Source organism: Niabella aquatica, assembly GCF_054779315.1.
Genome location: NZ_BAAGYM010000011.1, coordinates 166,880 through 180,705, shown reverse-complemented (window position 1 = coordinate 180,705; position 13,826 = coordinate 166,880). Strand labels below are relative to the sequence as shown.

Annotated in this window: 9 protein-coding genes; 7 read left to right on the top strand and 2 right to left on the bottom strand. The window is 39.7% G+C overall.

Translation table 11 applies throughout. The features are described 5' to 3' along the window. Positions 1-5: 5 nt before the first annotated feature. The 7 genes from ACYVBM_RS10245 to ACYVBM_RS10215 all read left to right on the top strand — a co-directional run bounded on the left by ACYVBM_RS10245 (position 6) and on the right by ACYVBM_RS10215 (position 7,861). A complete protein-coding gene (locus tag ACYVBM_RS10245) occupies positions 6-566 on the top strand; it encodes a cytochrome b/b6 domain-containing protein (protein WP_460685561.1) in 561 nt (186 codons plus the stop codon). A 26-nt stretch (positions 567-592) separates the two neighbouring features. Continuing rightward, the gene (locus ACYVBM_RS10240; RefSeq protein WP_460685560.1) at positions 593-919 is read left to right on the top strand and encodes a cupin domain-containing protein; all 327 of its coding nucleotides are present in this window, start codon (positions 593-595) and stop codon (positions 917-919) included. Between the two features lie 42 nt (positions 920-961). Next, on the top strand, positions 962-2,290 hold the full coding sequence (locus ACYVBM_RS10235; protein ID WP_460685559.1) for a TolC family protein: 1,329 nt from the start codon (positions 962-964) through the stop codon (positions 2,288-2,290). A 1-nt stretch (position 2,291) separates the two neighbouring features. Next, positions 2,292-3,341: an efflux RND transporter periplasmic adaptor subunit gene (locus ACYVBM_RS10230; RefSeq protein WP_460685558.1), complete on the top strand. Its 1,050-nt coding sequence runs from the start codon at positions 2,292-2,294 to the stop codon at positions 3,339-3,341. Positions 3,342-3,352: 11 nt separating this feature from the next. Beyond that, a complete protein-coding gene (locus tag ACYVBM_RS10225; protein ID WP_460685557.1) occupies positions 3,353-6,454 on the top strand; it encodes an efflux RND transporter permease subunit in 3,102 nt (1,033 codons plus the stop codon). Further along, entirely contained in the window at positions 6,455-6,904 is a 450-nt protein-coding gene (locus ACYVBM_RS10220; protein ID WP_460685556.1) for a DUF2141 domain-containing protein, read from the top strand. A gap of 126 nt (positions 6,905-7,030) precedes the next feature. Next, positions 7,031-7,861, top strand: coding sequence for an RteC domain-containing protein (locus ACYVBM_RS10215; protein ID WP_460685555.1), 831 nt, complete (start codon positions 7,031-7,033; stop codon positions 7,859-7,861). A 4-nt stretch (positions 7,862-7,865) separates the two neighbouring features. On the opposite strand, the gene ACYVBM_RS10210 is transcribed toward ACYVBM_RS10215, so the two are convergent. After that, the gene (locus ACYVBM_RS10210; RefSeq protein WP_460685657.1) at positions 7,866-13,007 is read right to left on the bottom strand and encodes an N-6 DNA methylase; all 5,142 of its coding nucleotides are present in this window, start codon (positions 13,005-13,007) and stop codon (positions 7,866-7,868) included. Between the two features lie 274 nt (positions 13,008-13,281). Continuing rightward, the gene (locus ACYVBM_RS10205) at positions 13,282-13,719 is read right to left on the bottom strand and encodes a DUF1896 domain-containing protein (protein WP_460685554.1); all 438 of its coding nucleotides are present in this window, start codon (positions 13,717-13,719) and stop codon (positions 13,282-13,284) included. Positions 13,720-13,826: the final 107 nt, after the last annotated feature.

Sequence of the window (13,826 nt, the reverse complement as noted above, 5' to 3'; positions counted from 1 at the left end):
CAAAAATGAACCCTTTACGAAAATTTACAATTTTTCACAGATTATTACATTGGATAATGGCAATAGCGATGCCCGTTTTATTCATTACGGGATTTTTAAGAATGTACTGGATGAATAAAAACAATATTGTGGCAATAATACAAAGTAAAACATCTGCTGTTTCTAAGGAACAAATGACGGAAATTGCCAAAAGCATTCGTGAGCCAATGTGGCAATGGCACGAAGTATTTGCCCACGTTATGATATTCGCTTTTTTAGCAAGAATAATTTATATGGTAATAAAAGGTATTCGCTTTCCCAATCCTTTTAAAAGTAACCAACTGTTAAAAGAACGCTTACAAGGATTTACATACATCTATTTCTATGCTTTTGTATTTATTTCTGCGGTTACGGGTGTTTTCATTGAGAAAGAACTTTTTACAGAATGGAAAGAAGGAATTGAAACGGTTCATAAATGGGGTATTTATTGGTTCCCGATATTTATCATTTTGCATATTATGGGAATTGCAATCGCAGAATTTTCAACTAAAAAAGGAATTACTTCCAGGATGATAGGAGGAGATTAATTCGTAATCATCAAAAAATAAGAGATATGGCAACATTTGAAAAAGAAACCGTCTTCTCACTTGAAGAAGCAATTGAATATACGCAGGGAGGCGTAATCAGTAAGCAGGTAACCAAAAGCAAGGCAGGAAATATCACGCTTTTTTCGTTTGATAAGGAGCAGGGACTTTCTGAACATACGGCTGCCTACGATGCCGTTGTTCAAATTCTTGACGGCGAAGCTGAAATAACCATCAACGGAAAGCTCTATCAGTTAAGGAAAGGCAATTCCATCATTATGCCTGCCAACATTCCCCATTCGCTGAAAGCAACTGAACGTTTTAAAATGTTACTGACAATGATACGGCAGGAGTAGTTTTCGTTATTTATAAAAGAGAAACAAAAAATTTACCTTATTATGTTAGTGAATACTCACAAACCTATCTTCATTCTGCTGATATTTATCGGGTGGAATACCGTTCAGGCACAGGAAGTATGGACACTGAAGCAATGTATTGATACAGCACAGGTATATAACAAAACCCTGCAAATCAACAGAAACCATATCAGCATCGGTGAACAAAGGGAAAAAGAAGCGAAAGCCAATCTCATTCCGAAAGTTACTGCCAATGCAGATTACAAATATTTTATAGAGTTGCCCACGCAATTAATGCCGATGAATGCACTCAATCCGCAAGCATCGGAGGGACAGTTCAGGGATTTGCAATTCGGTGTTCCGCACAACATCAATGCAAATGTGCAGTTAGCAATGCCTTTGTATAATCCGCAAATTTACGGAGCGATTGAGAACACAAAAATTGCCAATGAACTCACACAGCTTCAATTTCAAAAATCGGAAGAACAGGTTTTGTTTGATATAACAACACTGTATTACAATGCTCAAATTCTGAAACATCAGCTTGATTTTTTAGAAAGTAATCTGATAAATACCCAAAAGCTGTTAAAGAATATGGAACTGTTGAAAGAACAGCTATTGGCAAAAGGGACGGATGTAAGCAAAGTAAAATTACAAGCCGAGCAATTGGGTACACAAAGAGAAAATGTTTACAGCAAATATTTACAGGTTTTAAATGCACTGAAACTGAATATCGGTATTCCATTGGAGCGAAATATCACAGTTGTTTCGGAAATCGAACAGCAAGCCTTGACGGAAACTAATGTTGAAAATATATTGGATTTGAAAATTATCCAGACACAAAACAAGTTATTGAATACCGAACTAAATACACTGAACAAATCAAGGTTTCTACCCTCGCTAAATTTAATTGCTTCCTACGGTACAACAGGTTTTGGCTACGATAAAACGCCCAATGACTTTCTGAAATTCTATCCCATAGGCTTTGCAGGATTGCAACTGACATACCCACTTTTCAACGGTACAGTTACAAAACGAAAAATCAATCAGAAAAAATTGGAAATCAACAATAATGAACTTCAAGCCCAACTAATTTCTGATAAAACCGAAATGGAAATTGAAAATGCCATCCGTCAGAGAACAATCGCCCAAAACACCATTGCCAATACGGAAAATCAAATTGATTTAGCCAAAACGATTTACGAACAAACCATTCTGCAACAAAAACAAGGAACGGCAAACCTCACGGATATTCTATTAGCTGACAATGCTTTGCGTGAAGCACAACAAAATTATCTGAACGCAGTCATTGATTATCTGAACGCAGATTTAGAACTCAAAAAAATAACGGGAACAATTAAAAACAAGTAAGATGAAGAGAATAATCTGGATAATAGTAGGAATTGCAATCGTTGGTTTGGTAATATTCAAATTGGCAAACAACAAAAAAACAATGGAAAGTAAAGTATATCAGTTTGATAAAGAAAAACCAATTTCGGTAGAAGTGGATACCATTCGTTTAAAGTATTTAGACGATGAAAACACATACACAGGAACATTTGAGCCGAACAGGGAAACAAAAATCAGTGCGGAAACACAAGGTAAAATCAATTCCGTTTTGGTGGATGTGGGAAGTAATGTAAGCAAAGGACAAATACTCATTCAGTTGGATAATTCTTTGCTGAAATTGCAATTACAATCGGTTGAAGTACAAATTGAAGGCTTGCAAGACGATGTAAATCGCTACACCATTTTAACAGAAGCCGATGCAGTGCAAGGCGTTCAATTGGAAAAGGCAAAATTGGGGTTGAAATCTGCCAAAGTTCAAAAAGCCACTTTAAAGGAACAAATCAATAAAACAACCATCAAAGCCCCTTTTAATGGCGTGGTAACAGCAAAATTGAGCGAGGTTGGAGCCTTTGCAGCACCAGGAGTTCCACTCTTGCAAATCACAGATATAACTACTTTAAGATTTACGGTCAATGTTCCTGAAAATGATTTGGTGCAATTCCAAAACAATCAAACTTACGAAATCAGTGCTGATGTTTATCCCAACATTTCCCTTTCGGGTAAAGTAACAATGACAGGAAGCAAAGCCAATATGGGCAATAGTTTTCCTGTACAGTTTCAGATTGCCAATACCAATCAGTCAGATATTAAATCGGGAATGTTTGGGAAAGTAAGATTGTCCGCAAGCAAAACGGGACAGGGTATTGTCATTCCATCTTCTGCCATTATAAACAATGAAAATCAGGCACAGGTTTATGTTGTGAAAAACGGAAAAGCTGTTTTGCAAGCAGTCACAACTTCAAAAAACATCGGCAATAAAACGGTTGTTTCAGACGGCTTAAATCAGGGCGACATCGTGATAACAAGCGGTTTTATCAATCTGTTTGACGGAGCGAATATTACGACTAAATAAAATTAGCGAAAATGAATATTACAGAAATATCAATCAAACGTCCCTCGCTGATTATTGTACTTTTCAGCGTGTTTGCCTTGTTGGGAATTATCGGTTATAAAAATTTGAGCTACGAATTAATGCCCGATTTTAATCAGCCTGTTGTCGTAATCCGAACCGTTTACCCCGGAGCAGAACCTAACGAGGTAGAAACTTCCGTTTCCCGAAAAATTGAAGATGCACTTTCCAATTTAGAAGGCGTGGATTATTTACTTACAAAATCATTGCCCAATGCTTCTATCATCATTGCCAATCTGAAATACGGAACAGATTTGGACAAAACAATGCAGGACGCTCAACGCTATATTGACAATATCCGAAAAGATTTACCTGCCGATATTCAAAATCCCGTAATGAGCAAAGTATCGCCAAATGACTTACCAATAATGTCGGTCAGTGCCACGAGTAATTTACAGCCTACGGAGTTTTATCAAAGAATGAAAGACGATTATCTCCCGCAAATCCAACAACTAAAAGGAGTTGCAGAAATAACCATTTTAGGTGGGGAAGAACGGGAAATTCAAATCAAAGTAGATAAAGAAAAGCTGAAGCTCTACAAAATTTCTTTGGTTCAGGTAGTCGAAGCCGTTAATCGTTCGGGCATTGATTTACCTGCCGGAAAATTACAGACCGATACAGAAAATAATTCGGTGCGGTTGGTGGGGAAATTCAATACGCTTAATGATATTCGGAATGTACAAATAGCAATGCCTTTTCCGGGAAGCCCTGTTTATGTGAAGGATATTGCGGAAGTAACAGACGGTATTAAAGAAGCCACTTCATACAGCCGTTTTAATGGAAAAACAGGCATTGGTGTACTCATAAAAAAACAAGGCGATGCCAATGCCGTTGATGTGTCAAAGCTGATTAGGGAAAAGTTCCAATCCATTGAAAAACAAAATACCAATGCAGAAATAAAATTTGTAGTTACGGACGACAGCACCGATAACACCATTGCAGCCGTTAATTCGGTGGTGTTTGATTTGATTTTAGCCGTAATTTTAGTGTCATTGGTAATGTTGCTGTTCCTGAGAAGTTTCAGAAACTCGCTGATTGTTTTAGTTGCTATTCCAACTTCATTAATTACAGCCTTTGCCGTAATGTGGCTTTTGGGTTATACGCTCAACCTGATGACTTTGCTTGCAATGTCTTTAATCATAGGTATTTTGGTGGACGATGCTACCGTAGTTTTAGAAAATATTCAACGCCATTTGGATATGGGCAAAGAAAAAAGAGCGGCAGCAATGGACGGACGAATGGAAATCGGTTTTTCGGCATTATCCATTACATTGGTTGATGTGGTAGTATTTTTACCGATTTTATTCTTACAGGTTTTTGTTGCCGATATGCTCAAACAGTTTTCGGTAGTGGTTATCACTTCTACGCTTACAAGTTTATTGGTGGGCTTTACTTTAACGCCTTGGCTCGCTTCACGCATCGGGAAAAAAGAAGATTTGCAACCGACTAATTTCTTCAATCGTTTTTTGCTTTGGTTTGAACATCAGTTAGACAAATTCATTGCCTGGTATGGCAAAACGTTGAATTGGGTTTTACATCACAAGCTCATTTTTACAGGATTTGTTTTGGTGCTTTTTGTTGGAACCGCAGCAATGATGCAACAGGGAATTATCGGAAAAGAACTCATTTCAACAGGCGACCAGGGGAAATTTAGGTTCGCTTTGGAATTTGATAAAAGCACTTCCATTCAGCAAAACAACTTGGTTTCCGAAAAAATTGAAAATTATATTTTGCAGCAACCCGAAGTTGCAACGGTTTTCAGCAATGTAGGCGGACCAAGCACAGGTGTTGGGAGTTTGGGTGTGGGTTCTGCCAATAAAACGGAATTTACCATTCAGTTAAAATCTAAAAAAGAAATTAAAAATCTTTCCACAGAAACATTTATGCGAAAGTTGCGGGAAGAGCTACAGGAAGATTATTCGGGCATCAATTTTTCGATGACTGCATTGGGGTTAATTCCACGTTCAGCACCGATAGAAATTACATTAAGCGGAAGCAACTTAAATCAGGTAATGCAAACAGGCAATGATTTGAAAGCAGTAATTGAAAAAATTCCCGGTGCAGATAATGTCCGTTTGTCGGTAGAGGCAGGAAGCCCTGAATTAAAAATTATCCCCGACAAAGACAAAATGCAACGCTTAGGTTTAAATACCGCTTATGTGGGAATGAACTTACGAACGGCGTTCACAGGAAATGACGATGCTACGCTGACTGAAAACGGAACAGAATATCCCGTTAGGGTTTGGTTGGATAAATTCAGCCGTAAAGACTATGACGATGTAAAACAACTCAACATTATCAATCCAATGGGGATTCCGATTGAGGTTTCACAATTTGCAAACATTGAACAGGATAATTCGCCTTCATTGTTAGAGCGAAAAGATCGGCAACCTGCCGTAACCCTTACAGCCGATGCACTCGGAAGACCTTCGGGAACAGTGGCAGATGATGTGGTGGCTTATGTGAATGAAAACCCATTGCCCAACGGCATACAAATGACTTGGGGCAGCGACATCAAACGGCAAAATGACAGTTTCGGAGCCTTGGGTTCAGTATTGCTGATTTCATTCTTGTTGATTTACCTCATTATGGTTGCCTTATACGACAGTTACATTTATCCATTTGTAGCGTTGTTCGCCATACCTGTTGCAGCTATCGGAGCATTTTTAGCATTGAATTTATCGTTGAGCAATTTGAGTTTATTCGCTTTGCTTGGATTGATAATGCTAATGGGGTTGGTAACAAAAAACTCTATTTTAATTGTGGACTTTACCAACCAACTGAAATCCGAGGGAAAACATTACAAAGAGGCACTTATTACCGCAGGAAAAGAACGTATGCGACCAATTTTGATGACCACCTTATCAATGGCAATTGGAATGTTGCCCATCGCATTAGCAAGCGGAACAGCAGCCGAATGGAAAAATGGTTTGGCTTGGGTAATTATTGGCGGCTTACTTTCTTCATTGGCATTGACGGTTTATTTAGTGCCGATGGTGTATTACGGAGTAGATAGAATGAAAGAAAAGTTTGGTTCAAACAAAAAACAGCAATAAATGAAAGCATCAATCTTAATTTTACTTACAGTTGGGTTAAGTTTTTTCCTCTGTTCATTTTCAGAAAGTCACTTAGAAACATATTCATTGACTGTCAAAGTAGAAAAACTACAAAACTCAAAAGGCGTTGTACAATTCGCCCTTTACAACAAAGACGGTTCAATTCCTGACGAAGATTACAAGAATTATTATCGATTAGAAAAAGCAAAAATTGTAAATGCCAAATCCGAGATTACTTTTAAAAACCTGCCCAAAGGAATATACGCCGTAAACATTCTACACGATGAAAACAATAACGGTAAGGTTGATAAAGGTTTGCTTTTACCCAAAGAGGGAATTGGATTTTCCAATTATCAAACAATAGGTTTAAGAAACAGACCCGGTTTTTCCAAAGCAAGTTTTGAATTAAATGCAGACAAAACGATTGACGTAACGGTAATTTATATGTAAACCAATAGATTATGACGGATTACCTTATTCCTCCATAAATTTTAAACTTTTCAAAAGGAATATTGTAAAAAAGCAAAATTTTAAAAGAAAGCCCAAATTATACTATATAACAGATTGGTTTACTATATGGAAAAATTTTATAACAAAACATTGAGCAAATTAGAAACAGTAATCAAAGAATTAGAGATTGATGCTAATAACCCTTTACAGCGGATTGAAACCATAATATCTAAGATTGTTAACTGCCTGTCTGAAGTAAAAAAATACGTGCTGAAAGAGGGGTTTAAAGATTTGGAAGAAGAAGTTTATTTTTTTAAGTATCAGAAGCCTGTTATCGTTGCCAAACTCATTTATTACAATACTATTTATAAGATAGAAGCCAAAAAACCTTTCGGCGGAAAGCAGGTTATGGAAGCTTGTTTGAATGAAAAATTGGTAAAGCTGAAAAGGTTCAGTGACGGCAACATTGAATTTCTTAAATATTACTGGACAAACAGCACCTATCTTGACCACAAATATTTTGTACGTGGACAGCACGACATCAAATTAAGTTTAGATACTATTTTTTTTGAAACAGACCATAGATTTTCTACCTCTCACGATTATAAGGTAGCAAAAATAATCGCAAATGACAGACTACAAATTTACCTTGAAGAACAGCTAAATAGTAATACTAAAATAGAAGAGGGTTCTGAAAGCTCCCCTCTGAATTGGACAGGGAGCAAAACTGCATTAACCGAATTGATTTACGCTTTGTGTGCACAAGGGGTTCTCAACAATGGTAATGTAGATGTGAAAATTATTGCCAAAACCTTTGAACAGACCTTTAATATTGATTTAGGAGATTTCTATCATACATTTCTGGAATTGAAAGCCCGCAAGATAAATCAGACGAAATTCCTTGACAGTTTACGAGAAGCCCTTGTCAGGAAAATGGACGAACAGCACGAGAGGTAATATGTTATAATACCCCTCGTGGTAAATGAATACCTTTCGTCCTTACAATGCTCTCTGAAACCTTTGGAGCTTCTTGCTTCTGCTCGACTTGCTCCGCAGGTTCTTCTTCTTTCTTCTCCGGTGCAAGGGATAGCTGTATCTTTCGGTCAATACCCGCTAATTCGGTTTTCAGTTCGCTCAGTTGCTTTTCTTTAGCCCACGTACCATTGACCACTTCTTGAAGTATCGGTATATCTTTTTGGAACTCTGACATATTCTCCTGTTCCTTTTTGATATAGGTTGGCAGTTTTTCCAGTGCCCTCAAAAAGTTCAATGAAGCGGTTTCGGGGTCTTTTGCCATTACACCGTTATTGAACGTGTATTTGATATTTCCCTCGCCTTGCACCATAAAGCGGTTTACACGAATATCCACGCCCTCTTTTTCTGATACTTCCGTTTTTACCAAGAGTTGAAAGCCGTACAAACTTCCGATTTCTTCATATTGACCTCCCGTACGGGCTTTGTCCGCAAGCTGGTTGAGTTTTTCGCCAATCTGTTTTACGTTTACGTTTGGTGGCAAGCCGTCCAACTGAACAGCATTGATAACCGTGCCGTCCTTCCGTTTTTGTATGCGCTGCTGTAAATTTCCCCAATCAAGGCTCATACGGTCAAAGCGGGATTGCGTTTTGTTAAGTTCTTCTTTGTAATCTTCCAATTTGTATCTGGCACTCGATTTAGAACGATTGAACGCCTGTTTTTCGCTTTCCAGCCCTGCAATCTGTTTTTCTATTTTCGCTTTATCCAGCAGGTCGGTATTGCCCGACAAAATAGCCACATACTCCGAAAAATTCATTCCCGATTTTTCGTCCATACTGCCCTCATCTATCGTTCGTTTACCGAGATTATTGGATTTTAACTGGTCTATGAAAAGTTGTTTGTTGAACAATAGGTTAAACTTATAACTGTCCAATGATTTCTCAACGGCATAGATAATCACATCTACTTTATTATCGGCAAAGAATTTGGCAATTTCGTTGCCTTTTCGGATTGCCCGACCATCACGCTGGGCAAGGTCGCTTGGTCGCCACGGTGTATCTAAATGATGAATGGCAACGGCTCTTTTCTGTGCATTGACACCCGTTCCGAGCATACTCGTTGAGCCAAACAGCACACGGATTTTGCCCTCGTTCATTCCTTTGATAAGTTCCTTACGTTGATTGTCCGTTTTGGCTTCTTGTATAAAACGTACTTCGTGTGCAGGGATGCCGTGGTCTTCCACGAGCTTGCGTTTGATTTCGGAGTACACATTCCATTCGTTCGGTTTATAAGTTCCCAAATCTGAGAACACGAATTGTGCTCCTTTTTGTGCATTGAATTTGTGGTAATACTTCGCAATATTATTGGCACAATGCGAAGCCTTATTGTCGGGATGGTCTTCGTAAGCTCCGCTTACCATTCGCATATCCAGCGACATTTTACGTGCGTAATCCGTAGCAATAAGCATTTTTGCTTTTTCTTCTGATGGCGATAACGGCGGTCTTCCGAGCAGGATTGCATTTCCTGTTTTGGCAAAATCCATCAGCTTTTGGATAAAAACAGCTTGGTCAGGAGTTGGCGGTATGTTATACAGCATTTCGTTTTTTGCTGGTCGGTCAATACCTATATCTTTTGCCGTTCGGTAGTCCGTGATTTCGGAGTAGAACTGTGCAAGCTCCGGCACTTTGATAAAATAACGGAAACGTTCTTTTGCTACGATATTGTTAGCCACCGAAAATTCATAATCGGTTGTTTTTCGGGCATAGATTGCCGCCCACGCATCAAAACAGTTGATACCCTGTTTCTCTAATGCTCGTGGTCGGAGGTATTTGAACAATAAATACAATTCAGTAAGCGAATTGCTGATAGTTGTACCCGAAAGAAAAGTCGCACCCATATCCGCATCAATTCGTTCTTGTATTGTACGTATAGCGAATAGAAGGTTCATTGCCTTTTGGCTACCGTCCACGTTACCCAATCCAGCAACACGGCTATGACGGGTATTAAACATCAAGTTTTTAAATTGATGACTTTCGTCCACAAACAAATGGTCAATACCCATCATTTTAAAATCCACCACATCATCTTTACGATTTTCAATATCGTGTTTCAAAGTTTTTAATTTTACTTCGAGGTTTTCTTTCCGTTTGATGGCTCCGGCAAGCATTCCCCTTGTTACCTCATTGCCCTGTGCCTGCATCGCATCGAGGTTTCGTTCCACGCTGTCCAGTTCTATTTCGAGGATTTCTTTCTGGATTTCGGGCGATTGCGGTATCATACCGAACTGGTCGTGTGTCAATATCACGCAGTCCCAATCATTGTTTTTAATATCACCGAAAATCCGCAATCGTTTTTGTGGCGTAAAATCTTCTTTGCCCGGAAACAGAATTTTAGCGTGTGGATAAGCAGTGCGGTAGGCTTCGGCAATTTCGTGAACGTTGCTCTTCAGCCCTATAATCATCGGTTTGTGGACTAAGCCCAAACGTTTCATTTCCTGTGCAGCCGTACACATAACCAATGTTTTCCCTGCACCTACTTCGTGGTCGCATATAGCACCGTTGTTCAGTTTTATCATCCAAACGGTGTCCTTTTGGCTGGAATACAAGTCTTCAATGCCCAATGCCTTTTGGTCTAATCCCGGAAAGTCTTGATGTGAGCCGTCATAAGTCGGGCGGACGAAGCAGTTAAAGGTATCGTTGTATTGGTCGGTAAGCCTGTTTTTAAACTCATTGTTTTGGGCATGAAGCCAGTCGGTAAAGGCGGTACGGATTTCGTCAATTTTTGTGTTTGCCATTTGTATGGCTTCCATATCACGCACCTTTACTTCCTTATCATCAACCGTTATTTTCTTGGTTATATCGGGTACGGTATTTACGAGTGCGTGTTTAAGCAGGGCAATTCCGTCAAACGTCCGGCTCTGCGCCTTGACCGCATATTTATCCCATATATGAACATTCTTTTGTTTGCAGGAAACAGAAAAGTCGTCCGAGCTTTCGGAGTAGTGAATGTTCACGTCTGTATCGAACAGGTGCGAAGCAAACCTGCCATAAATACCAGTCGGTATCCAGCGTTCACCGAGATTGAAGTCTAACTCTTCAAATTCAATCCGTCTTGGTCGGGCCTCCTCTAAAACAGTAAGGCTCTGTTTGGCTTCTGCATCATCGGGATTGCTTTCAAGCCAGTTGCTTACTTCTTGTGCTTTCTCAACGACATTACCTGCAATCCAACGTTCGCCGATTTCGTATTCCTTATGTAAAGGATTGTAGAAAATACGCCCGTGCAGGGCTTCTTTCAGCGCATCGGCAGACATACTGCTGATTTCGGACATATAGTCCAAATCCACGCTTCCGTATTTGTTCAGCGAAGCCGCTAACGCTTCTTCGGGACTATCTGTTGCTATGGTTAGCGTAGAGAAACTTACGGGACGGCTGAAAATATCCGCTTTGTGTACCACACCGCCAACCATACGCTCCAGGTATGGTATTTCCTTTCCGGCACTGTCTGTTTTTATCAGCTTGATGTTATCGGCATTGTTAAGGTTTCCGTATCTTTTTACAAAGGCATCGTATAAGCGGTTAAGGTGCTCTCTTTCTGTTTTGTGTTCGGTTTGTAGTTCAGCTTCTTTGCTGTAAAGCTCGTGGTAAACATCACGAACAGCAATGTACGCTTCGGCTCTTGCTTTTTGTAAAGGCGGTAATTGCAAAGGGTGGAACATTGCCATGCCACCTTTTATATCTATATCTTGTAGATGACCCACCCAGTTTTTATCTGCTACAAGACAATCGTTTCGGTGGAACGATTGTAATTCCTGACCGTATAATGCAGGTTCAGGGATAATATTGATAATTGCAGGATTTTCAACTTGGGCAATACCGTCTATTTGCCAAAACAAATCACCGATTACTTCCTGCTTAACGCCATTGACTTGTGGCGGTTTATTGACCGTGCCGTTTGAAACAGGAGGAGTGTAAGGCTGCTGCATTATTCCACTGAACAAATCATTTTGGCGGCTTATTGGTGCTTTTCTTCTTTTGGAAGTTTGTACTTTGTTTTGTACAGCCCGCTTTGGCGGAGCAAGAACAGCTACGGGTTCATCTGTGTTATCAAACAGGTCGAAAATGCTCAACTGCTTTAATTCCTGTGGGCTTTCCTGTACGCTGATTGGTTGCGTAAAACGTGGTTGTTCGGGCTGCCTGATTTCACGCTCAATAACCGGAGGTATAGGTGTTGGCTGTATTGGAATTTGTACGATAGGCTCATCGTTCCGTTCGCCTTTGTACAAAGACAAATTCAGATGCTTCCCAAAATCATCGGAAAGCATTTGTTTAAGGTCTTTTGCAATGCCCTCAACCCCGTCTTTGTGTGTGTAAATTATAGCAGATTTTCCGTAGGGGTCTGTATCTAATTTTCGGTCAGTGTGAACAGCCCGAGTAGGTTTTTCCAATAACACATTAACAGATACATTATCAGAATTGATATAGCTTTCACAAAAACGGTTTTCCCTCCAAGAAAGCTCTTGCTTTGTACTGTCTTTTTGCAGAATAATTAAATCGCTTCCTACTTCCGTTCCAGCATAGTCAGTAAACAGATTATTGGGCAAACGGATAGCTGATACCAAATTGTTGTTTTCCATTAACGCCCTGCGAATAGGCTCATTCTTTGGGGTGTTTAATATTCCCTGCGAGGTAATAAATGCTTGTAAACCGCCCTCACGAAGCATATCATTAGCTTTCAAAAAGAAGTAATTATGAATGCTTCGGGCAGCCTGTACTTTTGCCGTGTCCTTGCTTCGGGAGTAGGAAAGGTCAAAAATGGCAGTATCGCCAAAAGGGATATTACTGGCTATTACATCATAAGTACCTTGTTCTTTTTCGGGTATGTCCTCAAAGCTGCCTATGCGGATATTGCTTTCGGGATATAGTCGTTTTAAAATCTTGCCTGTGAGCAAATCCTTTTCATAGGCGGTAACAGTTGCTTTTTGATTTTCTGAAAAAGATTGTATGAACGAGCCGATACCTGCGGAGGGTTCGAGGAATTTCTGAATGTTCAGACCACTTTCACGCAAGGTTTCGGAAATGGCATCTATAACCTGCGGCGGTGTATAAAAAGCCGTCAGTACGGAGCTTTTCATACTGTCCACATACCTGCGGTACTGTTTATCGTCTTCGGAATTTTCTTTGAGTAGTCGGTGGAGTTCCTGCGTTATAGGAAAAAGGTCGTGTTCTGTTTTCCGCCAATGGTTGATGTCTATTTCATTCTCAATGGGGTTTAGCACGAATTTAAGACCGCCAAATCCGCTGTATTGCATCATTAGCAGTCTTTCGCCTACGGTGGCTTGGCGTTTCTCCTTTTCCAAAGTAAAAGCAATCCGTAAGGCATCAATATTCTGTTGGAGATGTTGCCTTTTACTGAAGCCCATTTTCCTCAATCCATATTGCGATAGTTCCGGTTACTTCGGTATAAAGAGCATCATACTCGTAGGTGTAAGCGAAATCATCGGTTAGTTCGTATCGGTAAAAAACAGACTCACAAACAGGAAACATTTTAAGGGCGAACAGGCGCAGTTCCTCGTCAGCCATTATGGTATCAAACTCATTGCATACCACTTGGAAAACCGTATCAAACTTGGAGAAGTGCAAACTCTCAAAAAGTATGTAGTTGGCTATTTCGTTACATCGCTCAATAGCATTTCCCGAACGGAAAGCACCCTCATAAGCATTGGTAGCCCACGAAGAACGCTGGTCTATAAATTTTTGGTCGTGAGCTTTTTCGGGAAAGCTACTGTTAAGGTGTTCTTGCAGTCGTAATCTGAAATACGACAAGTCTTTTTGCTGTGTACTCATAATAATTTTTGTTTAGAATTTTGCTTGAAGCCTAAAATTAGAGCAGGGAGTAAGAGCCTTTGAAGAAGTGGCAGGATTTGGCGTTGAAAGGCAGGATTTGTTGCAAT